This window comes from Streptomyces qinglanensis, from assembly GCF_900111245.1.
Lineage (GTDB): Bacteria > Actinomycetota > Actinomycetes > Streptomycetales > Streptomycetaceae > Streptomyces > Streptomyces qinglanensis.
Genome location: NZ_FOGO01000005.1, coordinates 231,177 through 256,484, shown reverse-complemented (window position 1 = coordinate 256,484; position 25,308 = coordinate 231,177). Strand labels below are relative to the sequence as shown.

Below are 25,308 nucleotides of genomic sequence, written 5' to 3'. Positions count from 1 at the left end.
GCGGGTCCCGGGACGCCGGGCCGGTACGCCGCGTCGGCGGAGCCGGGAGGCCGCCACCCGGATGCAGTCCCGGGCAGCGGCCGGATGCGCTGCGGGACGCGGTTCGGAACGTGATCCCCGGGGCGCGGGCGCAGGGACGGTCACGCGCGGAGCCGGCGCCGCCGTGCCGCCGGGGGAGGGGCGCGCCGGACCCGGGGCCCGGTCCCGGCGCGGGTCACCGCTCCGCGCGCTCCCGGAGTTCGCCGGTCTGCGACGCCTCGTCGACGGCGTGCTGGAGTATGTCGCAGGAGTGCTGGGCCTCCTCCATCAGCCGGGTCGCCTCCGCGAGGAGGATGCCGTAGGGGCGGGACGGGTCGTCGGCCGGCAGTGCGGACTCCCGGACCCCCTCGACCAGCGCCGTCCGCTTCTCCTGCGCCGCCTCCGCCGCCCGGCACAGCTCCTTCGCCTGCCGCGGCAGGTGCTGCTCGTCGATCTCGCTGAACTGGCGGGTGATCCGGGAGAGCGCCTCCAGCAGCCCCGCGTAGTCCGCCAGGAACCCGCGGCAGTCCTGGCCGTCCTCGTCGTCCGGCCACTGGTGCAGGGCCCGGGTCAGCGAGGTGAGCTGATGGGTGACCCGCTCCAGTGCGTCGACCAGTTCCTGATAGCCGGAGAAGTCGTGCTGCGTCCGGTGTCCGGGCAGCAGTTGCCGGGGGTTGTAGTACTTGCTCTCCACGGCGGTGTCGAGCGCCGAGCGCGCCTGTGTCACCAGCGGCCCCAGGGTCGCGGCGCGCTGCCGCCAGTGGCCGGTGCGCTCGTCGTCCAGCTCGCCCTCGCGCAGCGCGGGGCCGATGTCGCTCATCAGGTCGCACAGCGAGTGGGCGAGGACGCGGATCCCGTACTCGGCACTCCGGTAGCGCATCGGCGGCACGACGGTGACGTTGATCAGCACGCCGATTCCGCAGCCGATGCCGACGAGCATCAGGATCTGGCCCAGCTCCTCGATGCGTTCGAGGTTTCCGGAGGCGGCGGCGTAGGTGGAGAAGGCGAAGAACGCGGCCGTCGCCACCTGGGAGCCCTGGGAACCCAGCCGCCGCCACCGGCCGATGGTCATGGCGATGAGCGCGACCAGCACGAAGGTCAGCAGATCGGGCCCGGCCAGATAGCCCAGCGCCGCCTGCACCATCACTCCGGCGGAGACCGCGGCGACGTACCGCAGCGCCTGCACCAGCGACTGATAGATGGTCACCTGCATGATGAGGACCGCGGAGAAGGGCGCGAAGGCGGGGCTCTGCGCGGCCAGCAGGTTGTGCGCGACGTACCAGGCGGCGGTGGCCGCCAGGGCGCTCTTGCCGATGAGTTCCAGGGTCTGCCGTTCATACCCGGCCGACCCCTTCGCCCGGTCCAGCCACTGCCTCGCGCGCGCCCACCTGCCGGACTCCGCCGCCGCGCGGCCGCCCTCCGGGGACTCGTCCCGCTCCTCGGCCATCAATGGTCTCCTTCGCCTCTCCGTCCCGCGTCCCGCGTCCCGCACCCCAGGGCTCATGGTGCGTCCCGCACCCCAGGGCTCATGGTGCGTCCCGCACCCCAGGGCTCATGGTGCGTCCCGCACCCCAGGGCTCATGGTGCGTCCCGCACCGGGGCCCGGCCCGTCCTGTCGTGCGGGTGTCGGGGTGCCCCGGATTCCGGCCGACGGCGTGTGGCGGTGGTCACGACGGCGGCTTCCGACGGTAATGGAACGCAGCGCTGCGGTTGTCGACCCGCCGCTATCGCATGTCTTTGCTGGTGGTAGGGGGTGTCACTGCGCGCCGCATCTCCAGATGTTGCCAACTTGTTCATACAGGTGGCCTTCCATGGTGCCGTCGTTGTTGACAGACTCTGCCGGTCCGACGATTCCGATTCGCCCTGTGAGGTCAGCAGACCCATGCCAGAACTCAACCGGCGCCGGTTCCTCCAGATAGCCGGCGCGACCGCGGGCTTCTCGGCCCTCTCCGGCAGCATCGAGCGCGCCGCCGCCATCCCCGCAGCCCGCCGTTCCGGCACCATCGACGACGTCGAGCACATCGTCGTGCTGATGCAGGAGAACAGGTCCTTCGACCACTACTTCGGCACCCTGAGCGGGGTGCGCGGCTTCGGCGACCCGCGCCCGGCGGCACCGACCGGGAAGCGGACGGTCTGGCAGCAGTCCGACGGACACAAGGACGTACTGCCCTACCACCCCGACGCCGAGAACCTCGGCATGCAGTTCATCGCGGGCCTCAACCACGACTGGGCGGGCGGCCACCAGGCGTGGAACGAGGGCCGGTACGACCAGTGGATCCCCGCCAAGGGCACCGGCACCATGGCGTATCTGACCCGGAAGGACATCCCCTTCCACTACGCGCTCGCCGACGCTTTCACCGTCTGCGACGCCTACCACTGCTCGATGATCGGCGCCACCGACCCCAACCGCTACTACATGTGGAGCGGGCACGCCGGAAACGACGGCAAGGGAGGCGGCCCCGTCCTGGGCAACGAGGAGGCCGGCTACGGCTGGACCACCTACCCCGAACGCCTGGAGGAGGCCGGCATCTCCTGGAAGATCTACCAGGACATCGGCGACGGCCTCGACGCGGACGGCCACTGGGGCTGGATCGAGGACGCCTACCGCGGCAACTACGGTGACAACTCGCTGCTCTACTTCGACGCGTACCGCAACGCCCGGCCCGGCGACCCGCTCCACGACAAGGCCCGCACCGGTACCGACGCCACGCAGGGCGACGGCTTCTTCGACCACCTCAAGGCCGACGTCAAGGCGGGCAAGCTCCCGAAGATCTCCTGGATCGCCGCGCCCGAGGCGTTCACCGAGCACCCCAACTTCCCCGCCAACTACGGAGCCTGGTACATCTCCCAGGTGCTGGACGCGCTGACCGCCAATCCGGAGGTCTGGGCGAAGACGGCGCTGTTCATCACCTACGACGAGAACGACGGCTACTTCGACCACGTCGTGCCGCCCTACCCGCCGGCCTCCGCGGCGCAGGGCCGCGCCACCGCGGACACCGCCCTCGACCAGTACACCGGCGGCCTCTCCGGATACGCCCCCGGCCCCTACGGCTTCGGCCAGCGGGTGCCGATGCTCGTCGTCTCGCCCTGGAGCACCGGCGGCTACGTGTGCTCCGAACTGTTCGACCACACCTCCATCCTGCGCTTCATGGAGCGCCGCTTCGGGGTGCACGAGCCGCACGTCTCGCCCTGGCGCCGGTCCCTGTGCGGCGACCTGACCTCGGCGTTCGACTTCACCCTCAAGGACACCGACCCCGCTGAGCTGCCGAGCACCGACGCCTACGAGCCGCCGGACCGGGAACGGCACGACAGCTACGTGCCCAAGCCGCCGGCCAAGCCGGTGCTGCCCCGCCAGGAGGCCGGCTCGCGGCACACGCGCCCGCTGCCGTACGCACCGCTGGTGGACGGCACGGCCCGCACCTCCGAGGGCAAGTTCACCCTCACCTTCAGCGGCGGGAAGTCGGCGGGCGCCTTCTTCCTCGTCACCTCCGCGAACCGCACCGACGGCCCCTGGACCTACAGCACCGAGGCGGGCAAGGAGCTGTCCGACACCTGGAACAGCGCCTACTCCGGCGGCAGCTACGACCTGACGGCGCACGGTCCGAACGGTTTCCTGCGCACCTTCAAGGGCCCCGACAAGCAGGCGGGCTGCGAGGTGAGCGCGCGCCACCTCGCCAAGAGCGGCGACATCGAACTGACCCTCACCAACGCGGCGGACACCGACCGCACGCTGACCGTGAGCAACGCCTACGGCGGTGCCGAGCAGACGCACACGGTACGCGCGGGCGGCAAGATCGTGCACAGGGTGCCGTTGCGGGAGAGCAAGCGCTGGTACGACCTCACGGTCACCTGCGAGGCCGACCCCGACTGGGAGCGCCGGCTCGCCGGGCATGTCGAGACCGGCGAGGCGGGCGTCAGCGACCCGGCCACTCTGACCGACTGACAGCCGCGTTCCCCCGTCCGCGCACCCGGCCCGGTGCTCCACCCGGGCCGGAGCGCGGACCGGACCGGAGTGCGGACCGGGCCGGAGTGCGGACGGGACCGGACCGGCACCGGAGCGCGGACCTGACCGGGACCGGGACCGGCCGGTGGAGGCGACCGGGCGGCGGCGGGGAAACGGTGTGCGGCGGTCAGGTGATTCGGCGGACTTCCGTGCTGCCTGCCCGGTCGGCAGGGCACAGCCCCGTGCATGCCAGCGAACACATTCCCGCGATCCGTACGAAAAGCACACACTCCCGCCCTCGCGCTGCTGTTGCTGCTCGGCCTCGCCGAAGCCGCGCCGGCGCAGGCGCTCGTCCCGTCCCCGGGCAACACTGCTGCCGGGCATCCGCTCTCCGAGGCGGGCGGCCCCGCCGGGCAGGAGACCGGTCCTCGGGGGTCCGCACCGCCGGAGTCCGCTCCTCGGGGGTCCGCACCGCCGGAGTCCGCTCCGCAGGGGTCCGCTGCGCCGGAGACCGGACCCCAGGAGACCGAACCGCCGGAGACCGAGCCGGAGACCGAACCGCAGCGCGAGTGCACCACCGGAACCGGTCCGCGGCAGCGCGAGGTGGAGGGATATCTGGGACTCCCGGTGGACGGTACGCAGTCGCCAGAGGACTGCGCCGCGATCCGGGACTTCCAGGAGCGGGAGGGCGTGCTCCCCGCGGACGGCCGTGCCTCACCCGCCACCTATCGCGCCCTGTACGCGCGCTGGGCGGCCGGGCACCCCGAGCGGATGCTGGCCGACGGCCACTGCCCGTCCGAACGCGGGCGCGTCGCCTGCCTAGACCTGACCCATCAGGTGATGTGGCTGCTCAAGGGCCACAAGGTCGTCGTCCAGGCGGTGCCGCTGCGCAGCGGCGCACCGGGGTACGAGACGCGCACCGGGCGGTTCTCCATCCAGCGGCGGGTGCGGGACGACTATTCGACCCTCTACCACCAGCCGATGCCGTTCAGCCAGTACTTCAGCGGGGGCCAGGCCCTGCACGGCACCCGCAAGAACATCTACAGTTCGCCCGGTTCGCACGGCTGCGTCAACCTCCGCCACGACGACGCCGAGCGCCTCTGGAACTGGATGCGGGTCGGCGACACCGTCCGCATCTGGGGGCGCAAACCCGCGGAATGAGTCCGAGCGGCGCGTGCGGTCCCGGGGCGTCGCGGTCCGGTGCGGACCCTAGCCGGCGGCCGGCTGCCCGGCCGCGGAGAGCAGCCCGACTCCCCGCCGGTCGGTGTCGGCCGGCGCGCCACCGAGCCGGTGGACCACCACCCACTCCCCGGTGTCGGGGAACGCGCCCGCGAACGCGGAGGCGTCCCGGGTGGCGCCGTTGTGCCAGCGCAGTCGCCCGGCCGTCTGCCAGGACGGTGCGGGGTCCCCGAGCACCTGTTCCACCAGCAGGGCCCTGACCAGCGTGGCCAGCGCCCGAGGGGTTCCCCACATGCCGCCTGCGGGCAGGATCGCCCCGTCCATGGTCCACGGGGTCCGCTCGGCCCCGGTCCGGGTCCTGGCCCGCAGGGTGCGCCCGGCCGGCGGGGCGGCGGTCACCTCGTCGGCCAGGCCCAGCGGTTCGAGGACGTGCTCCCGTACCAGCTCCGGGTACGGCGTCCCGGCGGCCGCGGCCAGGGCGGCTCCCAGTACGGCGTACCCGAAGTTCGAGTACTCCTCCTGCCCCGGCTGCCGCCCGCCGAGCCGGTCGAGGCGTTCGAGCAGTTGGTCGAGAGCGGCCGGGGTGAAGTCGCGGTACGGGTCGCTGCGCGGGCCCGAGAGCCCCGGGGGCAGGCGAGGCAGACCCGAGGTGTGTTCCATCAGGTGCCGGAGACTGATGCCGGAAGCGGGTGCCTGCGGCAGCACCCGCTCCACCGGTGCGTCCACCTCCAGCAGTCCGGCCCCGGCCATCCGGACCAGCGCGGTTCCGGTGAGCACCTTGGTCAGGGAGCCCAACTCCACGAAGGCCCCGGAATCGTGGCCGTCGCGCACCCGGGGCTCCTGCCCGGGAAGCAGGACGCACTCGGGAAGGGGACGCCGACGCCGGGACAGCAGTCGGGTCATCAGATCGGATATGTGGCCCACGGTTGAACCGTATCCGGCGCTGCCGGCCGACCGCTTCCCGCCCCGCAGCGCTCCGGTCCGGTCCGCCCCGCCCCGTCCCGCCCCGCCCCGCTCCGCTCCGGTCCGTCCCGTCCGGCTCCGGACCGGTCCGCGTCAGCCGGAACCCTGCGGACCCGCGGCCGGGTCGTCCGGCAGCCAGCGCAGCGCGAACCAGAGCTCCATCCGGACCTCCGGATCCTGCAGGTCGACGTCGAGGAGTTCGGCGACACGCGCCAGCCGGTGCCGCACGGTGTTGCGGTGGACCCGCAGCTCGGCCGCGGTGCGGTCCCAGGTGCCGTGGAAGGACAGCCAGGTGCGCAGGGTGCCGAGGAGGACGGCGGCGCCGGGCGCCGGAGCCCGGGAGAGCGGCGCGAACCGGGCCCGGGCGTGCTCGCGCGCCTCGGGCGCCGACACCAGGGAATGGAGGGTGTGCTCCGCGCTGTGCACCACCGCGGGGGCCTCGCTGGCGACGGCCCGCTCCAGCGCCCGCTCGGCTTGGGCGTCGGCGCCGGGCAGCTCGGCCGCCGGTACCGGTGCGCTGAAGCCGAGGGTCCATCCGAGGGCGGCGGCCTGCGCCGGAGGACTCGGCCGGGCATCCCGCGCACTCGGGACCAGGGCCCGCAGCCCCGCCCGGTCGAGGTGCACATAGGGAGTACCGAGTGCGGTGCCCAGCGCGGCGAGTCGGGCCGGGTCGGTGTGCGACCGGTCGGCGGGACCCGGCCGGGGCCGCAGCAGCCGGCCGTGGACGACGATCCAGTGGTCGGCTGCGCCCGGCCCGTCGTCGGGGAGCAGCGCGTGCGCGACCTCGGCCGGTGCGGCCCCGAGCATGAGCCGCACCAGGGCGCCGACGCCGCGGGTGTCGGCGCCGAGGGCGTGGCTGGGGCTGGTGAGCAGGGACAGCAGCACGGTGGCCGTGCCGGTCACCTGGCGGTGCACCAGGGTGGGGGCCGTGCCGGACGCCTGGCCGAGCGCCAGCGGGGCGGCGCCGTCCGCGCCGGGCAGGGTGTGCACGGTGAGATGGACGCCCTCGTGGTGGTGGGCCGCCGCGGCGGGGGGCGCCGGCCTGCCCTGCGGCGACGTGCCCGCGGAACGGGCGAGAGTGCGCACGGCGAGCTCGCGCAGCAGCCGCGGGCCGGGGTCGGGCGGGCGACGGCCCGCGGTGAACAACTCGCTCCCTTGGGCGTCGAAGAGCACCGAAGCGGCCTCCGTGTGTGCGCTGAGCTGCTGCAGCACGGCGCGGAGGGCGTCCGGGCGGGCGGCGGCCGAAGCGAGCGCCGACTGCGCCGTGGAGATCCGCCGCAGGGTGCTGTTGCGTACCTCGGCGATGGCGTCGTACACGGCCTGGCCGACGGCCACGAAGGGGGTGCGGGGCGGCAGCCGCAGCAGCGGCAGCCCGTGGCGGTCGCAGGCGGCGGCGAGCGCGGCGGGGACCTCCTGGTGCACCGGTGCCACGCCGAAGCCCAGTGCGGCGACCCCGGCGGCGGCGACGCGGGACACGTAGTCCTCGATGCCGTCCGCACCGGACGGCAGGCGCACCCCCGCGGTGAGCAGGAGCTCACCGCCGACGAGGTAGGGCACCGGGTCCTCGACCTCGGTGGTGCCGACCGTGCTGACGAGGCGGTCCTCGGCCGGACCGGCGACCCGGGTCAGGCCCAGCGCGGGGTCGCCGAGCAGCATGCTGAGAGGAACGGCGAACTGCTCGGTCCCGGCCATGAGCAGTGATCCTCCCAACCCCGCAGCCCCGCCCGACAGTGCGGGATTCCTCCAATGGGCGAGCTCATCTTGTACAGATCCTACACTTCAGCGCCGTGCGGACCGTCGATAGGTTCTCCCACCAGCAGGGCACCACCCCCGCCCCGGCATCCCCCTCAGCACTGCCGTGTCCGCCCGCTCCGTGGCCCGGCGCGCAGCCGCTGCCCCCGCACAGCCGCCACTCGGCGCCGCTCCCCGGCGTGCGCCGCAGCGAATCGGAGGACCTGATGGCCGTCGACTACCTCGTCATGACCGCATACCTGCTGGGCCTGGTCGGCGCCGGCTGGTGGGGCCGGAGGCGCGCGGCCTCCAAGAGCGAGTTCCTGGTGGCCGGGCGGCGGCTCGGGCCGCTGATGTACACGGGCACGATGGCCGCCATCGTCCTCGGCGGCGCCTCCACCGTCGGCGGGGTGGCCCTGGGCTACCGCTACGGCATCTCCGGCGCCGCCATGGTCCTGGCCATCGGGCTGGGGCTGCTGGCGCTGAGCATCTTCTTCTCCGCCCGGATCGCCCGGCTGCGCGTGTACACCGTCGCCGAGATGCTCTCGCTGCGGTACGGGGACGCCGCCAGCGTCATCTCGGGCGTGGTGATGTGGATGTACACGCTCATGCTGGTCGTGACCTCGACCATCGCCTACGCCAGCGTCTTCGACGTGCTGTTCGACGTACCGCGGTGGGGCGCGGTCGTCATCGGCGGCACGATCGTCGTCGGCTACTCCGTCCTCGGCGGCATGTGGTCCATCACGCTCACCGACATGGTGCAGTTCGTCGTCCAGAGCGTGGGGGTGCTCCTTCTGCTGCTGCCCATCGCCGTCGTCAAGGCCGGCGGCTTCGCCGCCATGGCCGACCGGCTGCCGCACGGCTATCTCTCCCCGACCTCCATCGGCGGGCAGACCATCCTCACCTACGTGCTGATCTACAGCTTCGGTATGCTCATCGGCCAGGACATCTGGCAGCGGGTCTTCACCGCGCGCAGCGACCGGGTCGCCGCCTGGGGAGGCACCGCCGCGGGCGCCTACTGCCTCGTCTACGCCGTGGCCGGCGCCGTCATCGGCATGGCCACCAGGACGCTCCACCCGCGGCTCGCCGACGCCGACCAGGCGTTCGCCGCCATCGTCCAGCACGCCCTGCCTGCCGGGGTCAAGGGACTGGTCCTGGCCGCCGCCCTCTCCGCGATGATGTCCACGGCCAGCGGTGCGCTGCTCGCCTCCGCCACGGTCGCGCACAACGACGTCTGGGTCCGGCTGCGCCGCCTCGCCCGCCGCCGGAGCGGCGCCCCCGCACCGCAGGAGTCCGGTGGTGTCGCCTCAGACCGGGTCGCCGTCGCCGTCCTCGGCGTGGTGTCCATGGCCCTCGCCTGCCTGCTCGGCGACGTCATCGCGGCCCTCACCGTGGCCTACGACCTGCTCGTCGGCGGCCTGCTGATACCCGTGCTCGGCGGCCTGGTCTGGCGGCGCGGCAACCTCCAGGGCGCCCTCGCCTCGATGGTCGCGGGCGGCACCACGGTGATCACCTTCATGGTGACCGACGGGCTCCTCGCCAATGAGCCGATCTACTACGGTCTGCTCGCGGGCTTCGTCGCCTATGTGGTCGTCAGCCTGGCCACCAGGCCGACCGAGGAAGCCGTCGTCGAGGCGTGGCGCCGCCGCCTGGCGGGCGAGCACGCGGACGGCCCGGCGACCGCGGACGGCCCCGCCGCCGACAGTCCGGCGACCGCCGGCGACCCGGCGACCGCCAGAGTCTGAGACCGCGCCACCCCGCCCGCGTCGGCGACCGGCCGCGACCGGCCGGCCGACCGCCTCGGCCGACCGACCACCCGCCCCCGACCGACACACCGACCAGGAGCACGACATGACCGGCCCGCCGCTCGCCGTCTTCACCGACCCCGACGATCTGGACCCGGCCCCCGGGGTGGCGAAGCTGACCGAGGCGGGGTTCGAGGTGCGGATCGCCGACAGCCCGACCCCGGACGCCGTCGTCCGGGCGGCGGCGGACGCGGTCGCCCTGCTCGTCGGATACGCCCGCATCGACGCCGACCTCCTCGACCGGCTCCCGGCCCTGCGCATCGTGGCCACCTGCTCGGCCGGCTACGACATGGTCGACACCGAGGCGGCACGCGCGCGCGGCGTGTGGGTGTGCAACCTGCCCGGCGCGGCCACCGAGGAGGTGGCCGTCCACGCACTCGCCGCCGCCCTGTCCCTGATCCGGGAACTCCCGCAGGCCGACGCGGCGGTGCGGCGCGGCGGCTGGACCGGCGACCTGCCGCGGCTGCCCCGCCGGTCCGGCGAGCTGACCCTCGGCCTGGTGGGCACCGGCCGCATCGCCACCCGCCTGGCCGAACTGGCCGGGCCGCTCTTCGGCCGCGTCCTCGCCCACGATCCGCTGGACCGCCCGGCGCGCGGACCCGCCGCCTTCCGGCGGACCGACCTGGACACCCTGCTGGCCTCCAGCGACGTGCTCTCCCTGCACGCCCCGCTCACCGACGCCACTCGCGGCCTGATCGGCAGCGCCGAACTCGACCGCATGCCGGACGGCAGCTTCCTGGTCAACGTCGCACGCGGTGGCCTGCTCGACCATGCCGCACTGCTGGCCGCCCTGGACGGCGGACGACTCGCCGGAGCCGCCCTCGACGTCCTCCCCACCGAACCCCCCGCCCCGGACGACCCGCTGCGCACCCACCCCCGGCTGCTGCTCTCCCCGCACATGGCCTTCCTCTCCGACGCCGCACGCCGCGCCTACGTCGAGCAGCCCGCCGAGAACGTCGTCGCCTGGCACCGCACCGGGCGGCCCCACACCCCCGTCGTCACACCCGCCACCACCCCCGCCCCCGAAGGAGGCACCCTGTGACCGCCCCGACAGCCCGCGCCGACCAGGCCGTTCGGACCGACTCGGACGAGGAGCTGCGGCTGCGCCGCGAACTCGCCGCCGTCTACCGGCTGGTGGCGCACTTCCGAATGACCGATCTGATCTTCACGCACATATCGGCGCGCCTCCCCGGACCCGAGCAGCACTTCCTGATCAACCCCTACGGCCTGCTCTTCGAGGAGATCACCGCCTCGAACCTCGTCAAGATCGACCTCTCCGGCCGTGCCGTCGAGGAGAGTCCCCACCCGGTCAACCCGGCGGGTTTCGTCATCCACAGCGCCGTGCACGCCGCCCGCCCGGACGCGCACTGCGTGCTGCACACCCACACCCGGGCCGGGTGCGCCGTCGCCGCCCAGGAGCAGGGCCTGCTCCCGGTGAACCAGATCTCCATGGAGTTCCACGGCAGGATCGGCTACCACGACTACGAAGGCGTCGCCCTCAACCTCGCCGAGCAGCAGCGCCTGGTGGCCGACCTCGGCGGCCACCCGGCCATGATCCTGCGCAACCACGGCCTGCTGACCGTCGGCGAAACCCCCGCCCAGGCGTTTCTGCGCATGTACTACCTGGACAAGGCGTGCGAGATCCAGCTCTCGGCCCAGTCCGGCGGAGCCGGGCTCACCCTGCCGCCCTCCGACGTCTGCGAACGCACCGCGCGCCAACTCTCCGGACAGGACGACGAGTCCGACCTCCAGGACGAGCAGGGGTACGCCCTCGCCTGGTCCGCGCTGCTCCGGCTGGTCGAGCGCATCGCCCCCGACTACCGGGACTGACACCCACGACCCGGCACCCCGCGCCCCCGCACCCGCCGGCCCCGGACGGCACGCCGCTCAGGGGCGTGGGGGTTCCGTCAGGCTGATGGTCCGGCTCTCGCCGGGGGCGACGAGGACGGTGTGCCCGCCGAGGGCGACCCGCAGCGCCGACCGCTCCGCCGACGGGAGGCTCACCTCCAGGAAGTCCCTGCGCAGCCGGATGCGGACTCCCCAGTGCTCGCCGAAGCGGATGGTGAAGCCGTAGCTGCACAGTTCGGGGACGGAGGCGGGCGCCAGGTGGAGCGTGCCGTCCCGTGCCTCCAGCCCGGTCAGGCCGCGCTGGACCAGGTCCAGGGTGCCCGCCATGGCGCCGAGGTGGATGCCCTCCGGAGTGGTGCCGCCCTGGAGGTCGCACACGTCGCCCCGCAGGGCCTCCTGCATGTAGCGCCACGCCTCGGGCCGCTGCTCCCTGGACAGCAGCCGGCCGTGGACCAGTCCGCTGAGGGTGGAGCCGTGGCTGGTGCGGGAGAGGTAGTGGTCGACGCTGCGGTCCCAGGTCTCCTCGTCGACGCGGTACCCCAGGTGCTGGAAGAGGGCGGCCAGTTCCCGCGGTGGGAACAGGTAACCGAGCATCAGGAGGTCGGCCTGCTTGGACGCCTGGTAGCGGTTGACGGAGTCCCCCTCCGCCTCCAGGATGCGGTCGAGTCGGCGGATGTCGCCGTACCGGTCGCGGTAGCGCTGCCAGTCGAGCTCCGCCAGCGCGTGGTAGCCGTCGAACTGGTCGATCACCCCGCCGTGGAAGGGGATGCACAGCCGCCGCGAGACCTCCTCCCAGCGGTCCAGCTCCGCCGCCGTGAGCCCCAGTTCGGCCAGCAGATGGTCCCGCCGGGGGTGGGGGAGGCCGCGGACGAGCTCCAGCGCCCGGGTGAGGACCCAGGAGGCGGCCGCGTTGGTGTAGGCGTTGTCGTCGATGCCCGGCCGTCCGCTGCCGGGGTACGCGTCGTGGTACTCGTCCGGCCCCAGCACGCCCCGGATGTGGTAGCGCCCGTCGGCTGCCTCGTACGCGGCGGCGCTGGACCAGAAGCGTGCGATCTGCAGCAGGATCTCGGCGCCCTGCGTGTGCAGGAACTCCCGGTCGCCGGTGACCTCCGCGTAGCGCCAGACGTTGTAGGCGACGGCCGCTCCCACGTGGCGCTGCAGCCGCGAGTGGTCCGGCAGCCAGCGCCGGGACTCCGGGTTGAGGTGCAGGGTCTGGGCCTCCTCGCGTCCGTCGCTGCCGCTCTGCCACGGATACATCGCCCCCGCGTACCCGGCGGCCGCGGCGTTCCGGCAGGCCGCGGGCAGCCGGCGGTGCCGGTAGGCGAGCAGGGCGCGGGAGACCTCGGGGAAGTGCAGATCGAGATACGGGAGCACGAACAGCTCGTCCCAGAAGACGTGCCCGCGATACGCCTCACCGTGCAGCCCGCGGGCGGGCACCCCCACATCCAGACCGGCGGTGTGCGGGGAGAGGGTCTGCAGCACGTGGAAGTGGTGCAGCCGCAGGATGCGCCCGGTCTCCCCGGGCACCTCCAGATGCGCCCGCTCCCACAGGTGCCGCCAGGCGAGCCGGTGCGACTCCAGCAGTGCGGGGAAGGCGGGGGCGCGTTCGACCGCTTCGAGCGCCGCGGTGAGGGGAGCGCTGATCCCCCGGTCCCCGCTGCGGTAGAGGGCCGCCGTCTTGTCGACGTGCACGCTCTCGCCCGGACGCAGGGTCAGGACGAGCCGCTGCAGTGCGCGGCCGCCCTCCAGCGCGGTCACCCGGATGCGGCCGTCCCCGGCCGAGCACCCCAGGCGCGCGGCGAGGGCGATCGTGTGGTGGGAGGTACGGGTGCGGCAGTGCACCCAGAGCGTGTGCTCCCCGGCGGAGCCCGCCTCCGCCGCGGTCAGATGCGCACCGGAGAGGTCCCGGTACCGCTCGACGCCGCTGTTGGTCACGGTCGCGTCCAGACCGGCCTCCACCTCCAGCTCTCCGGACCAGTTCTCCGCGGTGAACGTCGTCCGCAGCGCCGCCCGGTGCGGGTCCCCCATGTGGACGATGCGCTCCTGCACCACCCGCAGCCGGTGTCCGGACGCCGGATCCTGGTACCGCAGCCGCCTGGAGAGGACTCCGCCCCGCAGGTCGAGGTACTGCCGGTACTCCAGGAGCCCGGGCTGGTCCGGCGCCCACCAGGGCGGCTTCCCGCCGTCGCCGTCCGGGCACGGGCGGAAGCGGAGCGGCAGCCAGTTGGGCAGGTTGACCATGTCCTCGTTCTCGACCTGCCTGCCCCCGATGTGCGAGGTGAGCCGGTCGTAGCAGCCGGCGGCGTACGTCCCCGGGTAGTGGTGCGCGTCGGCCTCGGCCTCGGGCGCGGCTCCCCGGGTGGCGAAGTGGCCGTTGCCCAGGGTGCACAGGGCTTCTCTGAGCCGCTCCTGCTCAGGCGAGTACCCCTCGTAGCTCCAGGTCCACTCGTCGTGCGGAGGTTCGTTCCCCGGCATGGTCCCACCCTCCGTCCGGCGCCGCGGGATCCTGCCACCGGGCCGGACGGGCGGCCCGGCCCGGTTCCAGGTAAACAGAGCGGCCGGGAGGCGGCCACCGGCGGGATCAGCGGTGCGGGTGCGGGCGGGGTCAGCGGTGCGGTACGACTGCCACCGGGCAGGCCGCGTGGTGCAGGGCCGCATGCGTGACGGGCCCGATCCGGGTGGGGAACGGGTGCCCCCGGGTCCGCCGTCCGGTCACCAGGAGCGCGGCGCTGCTGCTCTCGTCCAGCAGGAACGGCGCCGCAGCGCCGAGGGCCAGGACGGCACGCGTCTCGACGTCCTGGTACCGCTGCCGCCACGGCTCCAGCACCTCCTCCACCGCCCGCCCCGCCTGCGCTTCGGCCCGGTCGACAGCGGCCGGGTCCGGCAGCGCCGACGGATAGGCGTACTGGTGCTGGATGCTCCAGGCGTGCAGCACCCGGATCCCCACACCGTGCTGCCGGGCCGTCTCGTAGGCGAAGCCGAGCACCGGGTCGCAGTCGTGGGTGACATCCACCCCGACCAGCACCGGGGCCGGGGCGCCGGCCCCGCCGTCGCGGACCGCCACCACCGGCAGCGTCGCGTGGGCCACCACCGACAGCCCGACCGACCCCAGGACGAACCCGGTCACGGGCCCCAGTGCCCGGGAGCCGAGGACCAGCATGTCCGCCTCCCGGGCGGCGGTCAGCAGCGCCTTCACCGGCCGCTCACCGACCACCTCTTCCTGGACGGCGAGCCCGTCGGCCGCGTCCTGCGCCGCCTGCGCCGCCGCGCGGGTGTTCTCCCGCGGCCACGGCGAACCCGGCGCCGGCCCGCTCTCGGGCGCCGGCGCCGCCCAGGGCCCGGCTGCCGCCACGATGCGCAGCACCGCCCCGCGCGCCGCGGCCTCGCGCCCCGCCCACCGGGCGGCCCGCGTGCTCTCCTCCGAGCCGTCCACCCCGACCACGACCTCGTTCATGCGGAGCCTCCCGCCGCATCGGTCCGCTGCCGTCCGGACTCCCCGGACGGTCCCGGAGACGACGGCTGCCACTCCCAGTCGGCGATCTCCGGCAGGTCCTCGCCGTGCTCCCGGATCCAGTCGTGGTGGCGGCTGCGCGCGTCCGCCATCCGCTGGCGCACCGCGGCGGCCCGGGGCGCCAGCCCCGGAACGCGGTCGACGACGTCCATGACGAGCCGGAAGCGGTCCATGTCGTTGCGGACGACCATGTCGAAGGGCGTGGTCGTGCTGCCCATCTCCTTGTAGCCGCGCACGTGCAACTGGTCGTGGACCGCCCGCCGGTAGGCCACCCGGTGCACCAGCCAGGGGTAGCCGTGGTAGGCGAAGACGACGGGCCGGTCCCGGGTGAAGAGCGCGTCGAACTCGTGGTCCGGCATCCCGTGCGGGTGTTCCTCGCGGGGCAGCAGACGGGTCATGTCGACGACGTTGACGACCCGGACCGCCAGTTCGGGCAACTGCTCCCGCAGCAGCGCGGCGGCGGCCAGGATCTCCCTGGTCGGCACGTCGCCCGCGCAGGCCAGCACCACGTCGGGCTCCCGGCCGGTCTCCCCGGACCCGGCCCAGCTCCAGATGCCCGCGCCGCGGGCGCAGTGGGCGCGGGCCTCCTCCAGGGACAGCCAGTCGAAGCAGGGGTGCTTCCCGGCCACGACGACGTTCACGTAGTCGCGGCTGCGCAGCACGTGGTCGCAGACGGACAGCAGCGTGTTCGCGTCCGGCGGCAGGTAGACCCGCACCACATCGGGGCTCTTGTTGAGGATGTGGTCGACGAACCCGGGGTCCTGGTGCGAGAAGCCGTTGTGGTCCTGCCGCCACACATGCGACGTGAGCAGGTAGTTGAGGGAAGGGACGGGGCGCCGCCAGGGCAGCGCGGCGGCGGTCTTCAGCCACTTGATGTGCTGCGCCGCCATGGAGTCGACGATGTGGACGAAGGCCTCGTAGCAGGAGAACACCCCGTGGCGCCCCGTCAGGACGTAGCCCTCCAGCCAGCCCTGGCACAGGTGCTCGGAGAGGACCTCCATCACCCGCCCGTGCCGGTCCAGATGCTCGTCCACCGGAAGGACCGCCTCCTGCCAGGTCTTGCCCGTCGCCCGGTAGAGCTCCTGGAGCCGGTTGGACGCCGTCTCGTCCGGTCCGACCACCCGGAAGTCGCGGCGCTCGGCGGTCGCCGCCACGAGGTCGGCGAGCAACCCGGCGAGCACCTCGGTCGGACTGTGCCGGCTGCGGCCGGGGCCCGGCACGGGGACGGCGAACCGCTCCAGGCGCGGCAGCGGCAGCTCGCGGGTGTGCAGACCGCCGTTGGCGTAGGGCGAGGCGCCCAGCCGCAGCTCCCCGTGCGGCACGCACGCCAGCACCTGGTCCCGGGGCGCGCCGCGCTCGTCGAACAGTTCCTCGGGCCGGTAGGAGAGCAGCCACTCCGCGAGTTCCCGCCGCCGCGCCGGATCCTCCCGCACCCCCGCCAGGGGGATCTGGTGCGACCGCCAGGTCCCCTCCACCGGCACGCCGTCCACAGTGGCCGGCCCCGTCCAGCCCTTGGGGGTCTCCAGCACGATGACCGGCCAGCGGGGCCGCTCGCCGAGCCCGGCGTCCCGCGCGGCGTTCTGGATACCGGCGATGCGCTCCATGGCGGTGTCCATGGCCCGGGCCATCGCCTCGTGCACGTCGCGTGGTTCCGTCCCGCGGACGTACAGCGGGTCGTGCCCGTAGCCGCGCAGCAGTCGGTCCAGCTCCTCCCGGGGCATCCGCGCGGACACCGTCGGATTGGCGATCTTGTAGCCGTTCAGGTGGAGGATCGGCAGCACGGCGCCGTCATGGAGCGGATCGAGGAACTTGTTGCCGTGCCAGGACGCCGCCAGCGGGCCGGTCTCGGCCTCGCCGTCCCCGATCACGCAGGCCACCAGCAGATCCGGGTTGTCCAGCGCGGCGCCGTAGGCGTGCGCCAGCGAGTAGCCCAGTTCGCCCCCTTCGTGCAGGGAACCCGGCGTCTGCGGCGCCACATGGCTGGGTACGCCGCCGGGGGAGGAGAACTGCGCGAACAGCCGGTCCATGCCCGCCTCGTCCCGGGTGACGTCGGGATAGAGCTCGCTGTAGCTGCCCTCCAGCCAGGAGTTCGCCAGTACCGCGGGGGCACCGTGGCCCGGCCCCCAGATGCAGACCGTCGGCCGGCGCCACGCACTGATGATCCGGTTGAGATGGGTGTGGACCAGGTTGAGACCGGGGCACGTCCCCCAGTGCCCGAGCAGCCGGGGTTTGATGTGGGCCGGTTCGAGCGGCGTGCGCAGCAGCGGATTGGCCCGCAGGTAGAGCTGTCCGGCGGACAGATAGCAGGCGGCGCGCCAGTGCGCCTCCAGCGCGTCCAGCTCGGCGGCGCCGAGCGCGGGTGCGGTGGTGGGGCCTGCCTGGCCGGCTGCGGACTCTGCGGGCACGGAGACCTCCGTGACGACGAACGGCCGGCGCCGTGAAGCGCGCGGGTGGCGGTTCCTGCGATTCCCCTCCGCCCCGCCATCGTCGCCCCGTCCCGCGGAGACGGCACGCGGGACGGCGCGGGAAGACGCGGGGAGCCGGCCTCCGGCAGGCGCGGACCGCCCGCCCCGGGTGCTGGCGGACAGCGCGGTGTTGACCCGTACGGGTGAGGGCGGGGCGGGTGAGGCACCGGTCCGGTTGCCGCCGGTCGGCCCGGACGGGAGCGTTTCGTGCAGGAGCCGGGCGTTCCGTGCCGGTCCCTCCCGGGCGGGAGCCCGGCGCCCCGGGACCCGGGCCGTCACCGAGTGCGGCGCGTACGGCGCGGCAGCCGTGCTCCCCGGGCCCCGCCGCCGGGGGGCCGGACCTGTGAGGGGAGCCCGCTCTCCGTGCCGCACGTCCGGTGTCCCGGCCGGACGTCCGGCGTCCCGGCCGCACCTCCGGCGTCACGACAGCAGGGAGCCAGCATGACCAGTCGGACCCCGTACACGCGCCGCGGAGCGTCGCGGTGAACGGCGCCCCGGTCGTCGTCGGCACGGACGGTTCCGAGCCGGCCGGAGCGGCGCTGGAACTGGCCGCCGGGGAAGCCGCGGCGCACGGCCGGCGGCTGGTGATCGCCCACGCCGTGGACCGGACGCCGCCACCGGGCCTGGCCGCGGTGCTCCACGAGACCGGTACGCACGCACTGCGCGAGCGCGGCGAGAGCATCCTGCGCGAAGCGCGGACCCGGGCCGAGGACCTCGCACCGGGCATCGCGATCGAGACCGCGCTCTCGACGGACGACGCCCGCTCCCACCTGACGGCGCTCGCAGCGGAGGCGTTCCTGACGGTGGTCGGGAGCCGCGGACACGGCCGGGTCGCGAGCGGACTGCTCGGCTCGGTCACCCGCCACCTGACCGCCGTCGCCCGCACCCCGGTGCTGGTGGCCCGCTCCCCGGGGGCTCCCGCCGGTCCGGTGCTGCTCGGGGTGGACGGGTCTCCCGCCGCCGAAGCGGCGACCGCCTTCGCCGTCCAGGAGGCGGCCGTGCACGAGACGGACCTGCTCGCGCTGCACGCGTGGACGGAGTGGAGCGTGCCCACGCTCCCGCACACCGACCCCACCAGGTCCGTCGCGGAGGTCGTGGAAGAGCTGCGGGACGGCGAGGAGCGGCTGCTCGCCGAGGCGCTGGCCGGCTGGACCGAGCGCTGTCCGGAGGTGACCGTCGAGCGGCGGAGCGTGAACGGGCGCATCCGGCAGACCCTGCTCGACGCGGCCGCCGGTGCGGGACTCCTGGTCGTGGGCTCGCGGGGGAGAGGCGGCTTCCCCGGGCTGCGGCTGGGATCGGTCAGCAGCGCGATGCTGCAGCACGCCCCCTGCCCGGTCGCCGTGGTCCCCGGCACGGACCGGGAGCCCTGACGCGCGGGCACCGCTCGGCTCCCGCCTCCCCGCACCGCCTCCGGCCGGGCGCCGCGGACGTCGAGGACAGCGGTCTCAGGGGTGCGGTACCACGGCCACCGGTGCGGACGCGTGGTGCATGACCCCGTGTGTCACGGGGCCGATGTGCGTGCCCAGCCGGGCGGTGCGGGTGCGCCGCCCCACGACCAGCAGCCGGGCCTCGGCGGCGGCCCGCGTCAGCAGCACGGCCGGCTGCTCCAGGACCGCGCGCGCGTCCACCGCCACCTCGGGGTAGCGCTCGGCCCACGGCTCCACCGCCTGTTTCAGCAGCGCCGCGCGTTCGCCCAGCACGTCCTCCAGCGCCGTCGCGGCCAGCGGCAGCGGCCGCGCCCCGTAGACGGGCGGCGGCTCCCACCCGTGCAGGACCGTCAGCGGCGCGCCCCACCTCCGAGCGGCCGCGAAGGCGAACTCCAGCAGTTCCGCGGCCGGCTCCCGCACGTCGAAGCCCGCGACCACGCCGGGTGCCGGGTGCGCGGCGACCCGCTCCGCGGGCTCGGCGGTCCGCCGTGCGGCGCTCTCGTCCGCACGCGAGGAGTCCCGCACGAGGACGAGGGGGCACCGGGTGTGGGCGACCACGGGGAGGGCCACCGAGCCGACCAGGAAGCCGTGGACGGCGCCCAGCCCGCGCGAGCCGAGCACCAGCAGCTCGGCGTCGCCGGACAGCTCCGTCAGGACCCGTGCGGCGGCCCCCTCCAGCGCCGAGGTGCTGATCGGCACGGCCGGATGCTCGGCGCGCAGCTGGGCCGCGACGGTCGGCAGCACATCCGACGCCTCCGCCTGCCCGTCCTGCTCCGGTGCCGCCTCCGCCCGGCCGCCCGGCTCCCGTGCTGTCCCCGCTTGTGCGTCCGGTTCCCGGTCCGCACTTGCGCCTTCCGGACCCGTCCGGACCGCCACCAGGCGCAGCGCCGACTCCCAGCGCTGCGCGGTACCGGCTGCCCACCGCGCAGCCGCCGTGCTCTCGGGCGAGCCGTCGAGGCCCACCGTGAAGCTCGGGCCCATCTCGCACCCTCTTTCACCGAGACCGTTGTGCCCGCTGTGCCGCGAATCGGGCATAGCGTCAGCGTCGCCCTCGGTCCGGGCGCTGTCCACCGGTGCCGTTCCGCGGGAAGGCAGTACCCGGCGCGGCGCCGGTCGCCGTGCCGCGCGCAGTCGCCGGTGCCCGGTATCGGGACGGCCCGGTACGACCAGGTCGTCCTGTCCCGGCCGACGAGCTCCGCGTCCGGCGGTCAGTCGTCTTCGACCGGCCGGCCCGGGGACTCCGCGGGCAGCGTGATGCGGAAGCAGGTGTGCCCCGGACGGCTCTCCACGCCGGTGCTGCCGCCGTGCGCGGAGACGACGGCATCGACGATGGCGAGCCCCAGGCCGGTGGACCCCTGTTCCCGCGAGCGCCCCGCCTCGCCCCGGGTGAACCGGTGGAAGACCTGGTCGAGGAGTTCACGCGGGATCCCCGGCCCGTCGTCGGTCACGGTCAGTACGGCCTGCTGCGCCTCGCGGCCGAGGACCACCGCCACCCGGGTACCGGGCGGAGTGTGCCGGCCGGCGTTGGTGAGCAGATTGCTCACCACCTGCTGCAGGCGGAATCCGTCACCGGCCACGACGACCGGTGCCGCGGGCAGGTCGAGGGTCCAACGGTGCTCCGGATACAGCGTCCGGCAGTCCTCCGCCGCGTCCAGCAGCAGCCGCGTCAGGTCGACCGGCTCCCGCTCCAGCGAGCGTCCCGCGTCCAGCCGCGCCAGCAGCAGCAGTTCGTCCACCAGGACGCTCATCCGGCGGGACTCGGCAGCCACCCGCTCCAGCGCACGGCGGACGTCGCCGGGCAGCGGACCGGGGTGCCGCAGCGCGAGCTCGGCGCGCGCCCGCACGTTCGCCACCGGGGTCCGCAACTCGTGGCCCGCGTCGGCGGCGAAGGTCCGCAGCCGCTCCTCGACGGCGTGCCGCCGGTCCAGCGCGTCCCCCACGTGCCCGAGCATCCGGTTGATCGCCGTCGCCACCCGCCCCACCTCGGTCGCCGGATCCGCCCGGGGCACGGGAGGCGGCATGGCCACCTGCCCGGACGCCAGCGGCAGTTCGGCGACCCGGTCCGCCGTGTCCGCCACCCGCTCCAGCGGCAGCAGCGACCTGCGCACCCAGAGTGCGCCGACGGTGCCGGTGGCCGCCAGGGCGAGCCCGAACACGCCGGCTTCCACGGCTTCCAGGCGGTGCAGGGTCTCCTCGACCGGGTGCAGGGGCAGACCGGTCAGCAGGGTGTCGTGCTCGTCCCCGGACCAGGCCGCCACGCGGTAGTCACCGATCTCCGTCAACGAGACCGTGTGCCCCCGGCCGTCCCGGGGCACGGCGACGAGGGCGCGCCTGTCCGCCGGGGTCAACTCGACGCGGTCGTCGTCGGTGTCCTTGACCACGGCGGCTCCGACGACCCGGTCGCCGACGATCCGCGCCCCCAGCGTGTCCTCCGCCTGCCCCCGGGTGTCCCCGTCGTTGTCGGCGTCGGGTGCGTGCTCGTGCTCCAGGCTGGCGGCGAACCGGCCGCGCCCGGCGGTGAGCTGCTCGTCCAGCCGGTCCGTGAGGAAGCCCCGCAGCGCCAGCACGGTGGCCGCCCCCACGGAGGTGCAGACCACCGCCAGCAGCACCACCAGGCCGAGGATGAGGCGGCCGCGCAGCGAGCGGGGCGCGCGTGGGCGGCGCACCTCAGTTCGCCTCGGGCCGCAGCACGTAGCCGACACCGCGCACCGTGTGGATCAGCGGCGGCCGGCCCGCGTCGATCTTCTTGCGCAGATAGCTGATGTACAGCTCCACCACATGCGAGCGCCCGCCGAAGTCGTAGGACCAGACATGGTCCAGGATCTGCGCCTTCGACAGCACCCGGCGGGGATTGCTCATCAGATAGCGCAGCAGCTCGAACTCGGTGCGGGAGAGGTCCACAGGGGTGCCACCGCGCGTCACCTCGCGCGCCTCCTCGTCCAGCACCAGGTCGGCCACGATCAGCCGGGGGCCGGTCGGCTCCGCGGAGGCGGCCGGCCCGGCCCTGCGCAGCAGCCCCCGCAGCCGCGCCAGCACCTCCTCCAGGCTGAACGGCTTGGTGACGTAGTCGTCCCCGCCCGCCGTGATCCCCGCCACCCGGTCCTCGACGGCGTCCCGCGCCGTGAGGAACAGCACGCACACCTCCGGCCGGGCGGCCCGCAGCGTGCGCAGCACGGCCAGCCCGTCCTGGTCGGGCAGCATCCAGTCCAGCACGACGGCGTCGGGCTCGAACTCGGACGCGCGGCTGACCGCGGCGGCCCCGGTCCGGGCCGTCCGCACCCGCCAGCCCTCCTCGCGCAGGGCGACGGCCAGGACCTCCGTCAGGTCCTCCTCGTCGTCCACGACGAGGACGCGGGCCGGGCTGCCGTCCGGCCGCAGCGGTCCGGTCGGGGTGCAGGCGGAGTCGTCCATGGTGTGTCCAGGATCGCCGATCCGTCCGCCGGTGTGGGGCCGCCTCGCCTATGAATTCCCTCTGAGCCGCACAGCGGGACGCCTCCTCAGAGGCTTCTCTGAAGAAGCGGGGCCACCGTGGGGCCCGTCGCCGCGCACCGCCGGTGCGCCGTCCCGGCCGCAAGGAGGCCCCGCATGGCAGCCCACGCTGCGCGCTCCACCCCGCCGCGTCGCGGTCGGACCGGGCTGTCCCTGCCCGGCCGCGACACCTTGGCCGCTCTCCTCGCGTCCGTCGCGGGCTGGCTGGGGGCCGCCGGTGTGGTGGCCCTGTGGTGGGCCGACACCGGGTCCGTGGTCGGCGCGGCGGGCTGGCTGACCGGTGCCGGGCGGCTGACCGGGCTGCTGGCGGGATACCTGTGCGCGGTCCTGGTCGTCCTGATGGCGCGGGTACCCGTGCTCGACCGCACCCTGGGCACCGACCGGCTCGCCCGCTGGCACGCCGCGGCGGGCCGCTACACGATCTCCCTGATCCTGGCGCACGCCGTGCTGATCACCGAGGGGTACGCGCTCACCGGAGGAACCGGGCCACTGCGGCAGACCGCCCATCTGGTCCTGGACTACCCGGACATGCTCAAGGCCACCGCCGCCTGCGGGCTGTTCCTGGCCACCGCCGTCCTCTCGGCCCGAGCGGCCCGGCGCAGGCTCAGCTACGAGACGTGGTACTTCCTGCACCTGCTCACCTACGCGGCGATCTTCCTCGCGTTCGGCCACCAGTTGAGCAACGGCGCCGAATTCACCGGCAACCCGGCCGCGCAGGCCGCCTGGTACGTGCTCTACGCGACGGCCGCGGGGCTGCTGGTGGTGTTCCGGCTGCTGGCACCCCTGCGGTTCGGCCTGCGGCACCGGCTCCGGGTCGCCGAGGTGCGCCCCGAGGGCCCCGGTGTCGTCTCCGTCCGGCTCACGGGACGCCGACTGGGGGAGATGGCGGCGCGGGAGGGGCAGTTCTTCCGCTGGCGGTTCCTCGACCGGCGCCTGTGGTGGACCTCGACCCCCTACTCGCTGTCCGCCCCCGTCGGACCGCATGGGATGCGGATCACGGTCAAGGCGGCGGGCGGGCACAGCGCCGCCCTCGCCCGGCTGCGGCCCGGTACCCGGGTGTGGGCCGAGGGCCCCTACGGGGCGATGACCGCGGCGCGCGCCCGCTCCCGGAAGAGCCTGCTGCTGGCGGGCGGAGTCGGAATCGCCCCGCTGCGTGCCCTGTTCGAGACGCTGCCGGGCGATCCCGTACTGCTCTTCCGGGCCCGCACCGCGGACGACCTGGTGCTGCGCGAGGAACTCGACGCCATCGCCGCGGTGCGCGGAGCCCGGGTGCACTACTCGGTCAGCGAACCCCCCGGCCTGCGTCTGCCCATGGAACCGGGTGCGCTGCGTGCGCTGGTGCCGGACGTCGCCGAGCGGGACTGCTTCGTCTGCGGGCCGCCCGGGATGGCCCAGGCCGCCCGGACCGCTCTCGTGGCCGCCGGGGTCCCCTCCCGCCGTATCCATCAGGAAGCCTTCGCCCTGTGAGGCAGAGCTCTCATCCTGCGGCAGGAGCCGTCACTTGCAAGCCGTCACTCTGCAAGCCGTCACTTGCAAGCCGTCACTCTGCAAAGGGAAAGGAACCACCGTGCGACGCGTCGTCATCACCTCCGCCGTCACCCTCATCGCCCTCGTCACGGTGCTGGCCGCCAAGCCCCACCGGCCGCCGGACGGTCCCCGCGCCCGCCCCTCGGGGGGCGGCACCGCCCCGGCCGCCGGCCGCACCGGCGTCTTCACCGGGGACGTCGTCCCGACCGAGTACGGGCCCGTGCAACTGCGGATCACGCTCGCCAAGGGCCGTCTGACCCGGGTCGAGGCCGTACGGCTGCCCGACGGCAACGCCCGCGACCGGGAGATCGCCGCGTCGGCCGTTCCGCAGCTCACCCGCGAGGCGCTCGCCGCGCAGAGCGCCCGGATCGACGCGGTGTCCGGCGCGACCTACACCAGCGACGGATACATCCAGTCCCTGCAGAGCGCCCTGGACCGGTCGCATGGCTGACCCCGCAGCCCGGACCGTTTCCGCAGCGCCGGCCGTTCCCTCCGCTCCCATCGGCCCCGCCGCTCCGTTCCGGCACAGCGAGCCGGTCATGGGCACCGTCTTCTCCTTCGTCCTCGACCATCCGCCCGGGCCCCGCGTCCGCCGCGCCCTCGACGAGGCGGTGGCGCTGCTGCACCACCTGGACCGGCTCTACTCGCCGTTCCGCCCGGACAGCGTCGTGAGCAGGATGAACCGGGGCGAAATCGGCCGGGCCCGGGCGCCGCGCGAGGCCGTACGGATGCTGGAACTCGCGGACCGCGCGCACAGCGCCACCCGCGGTGCCTTCGACGCCTGGGCCACCGGCCGCCTCGACCCCTGCGGCGTGGTGAAGGGGTGGGCCGTCGAGGAGGCGTACCGGACACTGCGCCGGGCCGGAGCACCCCGCTCCTGCGTGAACGGCGGCGGCGACGTGCGCCTGGGCCCCGCGGCCCGTCCCGGTGCGGTCCGGCGTACCGGGATCGTCGACCCGCGCCGCCCGGACCGGTTGCTGGCGGTCGTCGAAGGCGCCGACTGCGCCGTCGCCACGTCCGGCCCCGGCGAGCGCGGCCGGCACATCACCGACCCGCGCACGGGGGAGCCCGCCGCCGGACTGCTGTCCGCCACCGTGACCGGGCCCGACGCGGTGTGGGCCGACGTGTTCGCGACGGCGTCGGTGGTCCTCGGCCCGGCGGCGGCCCATGGGTGGATCCGCGCGCACCCCGGCTACGCCCTCCTCACGGTCGCCGACGACGGCACCGTGCGTGCCGGGCCGGACTTCCCGTGCGGAGCCGCGGATCGGTGAGCGGTCTGCCTCCCCCCGAAGTCCGGCGCCCGGAAGCGAGGGCGGCAGACGGCGGCCCCGAGGGCGGGCCCGACCGGGACGGGGACCTGATGGGGAAGGGGCATGGCCGGGGCGGGGACCTGACCGGGGCG

General features: G+C 74.5%; 18 protein-coding genes. 9 read left to right on the top strand and 9 right to left on the bottom strand.

The window, feature by feature from the left end:
- Positions 1 to 214 precede the first annotated feature (214 nt).
- Complete coding sequence (locus BMX65_RS13625) at positions 215 to 1,465, bottom strand: FUSC family protein (RefSeq protein ID WP_075000506.1); 1,251 nt, start codon at positions 1,463 to 1,465, stop codon at positions 215 to 217.
- 435 nt (positions 1,466 to 1,900) lie between these two features.
- Here BMX65_RS13625 and BMX65_RS13620 point away from each other — a divergent pair, with 435 nt between their 5' ends.
- On the top strand, positions 1,901 to 3,961 hold the full coding sequence (locus tag BMX65_RS13620) for a phosphocholine-specific phospholipase C (protein WP_075000505.1): 2,061 nt from the start codon (positions 1,901 to 1,903) through the stop codon (positions 3,959 to 3,961).
- Positions 3,962 to 4,207: 246 nt separating this feature from the next.
- Positions 4,208 to 5,122, top strand: coding sequence for a L,D-transpeptidase family protein (locus BMX65_RS13615; RefSeq protein WP_079171871.1), 915 nt, complete (start codon positions 4,208 to 4,210; stop codon positions 5,120 to 5,122).
- Between the two features lie 48 nt (positions 5,123 to 5,170).
- Here the strand turns inward: BMX65_RS13615 and BMX65_RS13610 are convergent, their stop codons facing one another.
- Together BMX65_RS13610 and BMX65_RS13605 are read right to left on the bottom strand one after the other, a co-directional pair.
- Positions 5,171 to 6,064, bottom strand: coding sequence for a serine hydrolase domain-containing protein (locus BMX65_RS13610; protein ID WP_239501865.1), 894 nt, complete (start codon positions 6,062 to 6,064; stop codon positions 5,171 to 5,173).
- 132 nt (positions 6,065 to 6,196) lie between these two features.
- Positions 6,197 to 7,795, bottom strand: a complete 1,599-nt coding sequence (locus BMX65_RS13605; protein WP_075000503.1) for a PucR family transcriptional regulator — start codon at positions 7,793 to 7,795, stop codon at positions 6,197 to 6,199.
- A gap of 266 nt (positions 7,796 to 8,061) precedes the next feature.
- Here BMX65_RS13605 and BMX65_RS13600 point away from each other — a divergent pair, with 266 nt between their 5' ends.
- From BMX65_RS13600 to BMX65_RS13590, 3 genes are all read left to right on the top strand, one after another.
- Positions 8,062 to 9,579: a sodium:solute symporter family protein gene (locus BMX65_RS13600; RefSeq protein ID WP_075000502.1), complete on the top strand. Its 1,518-nt coding sequence runs from the start codon at positions 8,062 to 8,064 to the stop codon at positions 9,577 to 9,579.
- A gap of 106 nt (positions 9,580 to 9,685) precedes the next feature.
- A complete protein-coding gene (locus tag BMX65_RS13595) occupies positions 9,686 to 10,681 on the top strand; it encodes a C-terminal binding protein (RefSeq protein WP_075000501.1) in 996 nt (331 codons plus the stop codon).
- Complete coding sequence (locus BMX65_RS13590) at positions 10,678 to 11,469, top strand: class II aldolase/adducin family protein (protein WP_075000500.1); 792 nt, start codon at positions 10,678 to 10,680, stop codon at positions 11,467 to 11,469. Before BMX65_RS13595 ends, BMX65_RS13590 begins: the two co-directional genes overlap by 4 nt.
- Before the next feature lie 57 nt (positions 11,470 to 11,526).
- Here the strand turns inward: BMX65_RS13590 and BMX65_RS13585 are convergent, their stop codons facing one another.
- The 3 genes from BMX65_RS13585 to BMX65_RS13575 form a co-directional block, all read right to left on the bottom strand.
- Complete coding sequence (locus BMX65_RS13585) at positions 11,527 to 13,962, bottom strand: glycoside hydrolase family 65 protein (RefSeq protein ID WP_075000499.1); 2,436 nt, start codon at positions 13,960 to 13,962, stop codon at positions 11,527 to 11,529.
- 130 nt (positions 13,963 to 14,092) lie between these two features.
- Entirely contained in the window at positions 14,093 to 14,941 is an 849-nt protein-coding gene (locus tag BMX65_RS13580) for a universal stress protein (protein WP_075000498.1), read from the bottom strand.
- On the bottom strand, positions 14,938 to 17,403 hold the full coding sequence (locus tag BMX65_RS13575; RefSeq protein WP_075000497.1) for a phosphoketolase family protein: 2,466 nt from the start codon (positions 17,401 to 17,403) through the stop codon (positions 14,938 to 14,940). The genes BMX65_RS13580 and BMX65_RS13575 overlap by 4 nt, the downstream gene beginning before the upstream one ends.
- Positions 17,404 to 17,945: 542 nt before the next feature.
- Here BMX65_RS13575 and BMX65_RS13570 point away from each other — a divergent pair.
- Positions 17,946 to 18,833 carry a universal stress protein gene (locus BMX65_RS13570; RefSeq protein ID WP_075000496.1) on the top strand — a complete coding sequence of 296 codons (888 nt, stop codon included), beginning with the start codon at positions 17,946 to 17,948 and terminating at the stop codon, positions 18,831 to 18,833.
- Between the two features lie 75 nt (positions 18,834 to 18,908).
- On the opposite strand, the gene BMX65_RS13565 is transcribed toward BMX65_RS13570, so the two are convergent.
- The 3 genes from BMX65_RS13565 to BMX65_RS13555 all read right to left on the bottom strand — a co-directional run bounded on the left by BMX65_RS13565 (position 18,909) and on the right by BMX65_RS13555 (position 22,301).
- Positions 18,909 to 19,871 carry a universal stress protein gene (locus BMX65_RS13565; RefSeq protein ID WP_075000495.1) on the bottom strand — a complete coding sequence of 321 codons (963 nt, stop codon included), beginning with the start codon at positions 19,869 to 19,871 and terminating at the stop codon, positions 18,909 to 18,911.
- A 227-nt stretch (positions 19,872 to 20,098) separates the two neighbouring features.
- Positions 20,099 to 21,556: a sensor histidine kinase gene (locus BMX65_RS13560; RefSeq protein ID WP_075000494.1), complete on the bottom strand. Its 1,458-nt coding sequence runs from the start codon at positions 21,554 to 21,556 to the stop codon at positions 20,099 to 20,101.
- Position 21,557: 1 nt separating this feature from the next.
- Entirely contained in the window at positions 21,558 to 22,301 is a 744-nt protein-coding gene (locus BMX65_RS13555) for a response regulator transcription factor (protein WP_075000493.1), read from the bottom strand.
- Positions 22,302 to 22,475: 174 nt separating this feature from the next.
- Here BMX65_RS13555 and BMX65_RS13550 point away from each other — a divergent pair, with 174 nt between their 5' ends.
- The 3 genes from BMX65_RS13550 (at position 22,476) to BMX65_RS13540 (ending at position 25,177) form a co-directional block, all read left to right on the top strand.
- On the top strand, positions 22,476 to 23,846 hold the full coding sequence (locus tag BMX65_RS13550; protein ID WP_075000492.1) for a ferredoxin reductase family protein: 1,371 nt from the start codon (positions 22,476 to 22,478) through the stop codon (positions 23,844 to 23,846).
- Positions 23,847 to 23,946: 100 nt separating this feature from the next.
- A complete protein-coding gene (locus BMX65_RS13545) occupies positions 23,947 to 24,357 on the top strand; it encodes an FMN-binding protein (RefSeq protein ID WP_075000491.1) in 411 nt (136 codons plus the stop codon).
- On the top strand, positions 24,350 to 25,177 hold the full coding sequence (locus tag BMX65_RS13540) for an FAD:protein FMN transferase (protein WP_075000490.1): 828 nt from the start codon (positions 24,350 to 24,352) through the stop codon (positions 25,175 to 25,177). Before BMX65_RS13545 ends, BMX65_RS13540 begins: the two co-directional genes overlap by 8 nt.
- Positions 25,178 to 25,308: the final 131 nt, after the last annotated feature.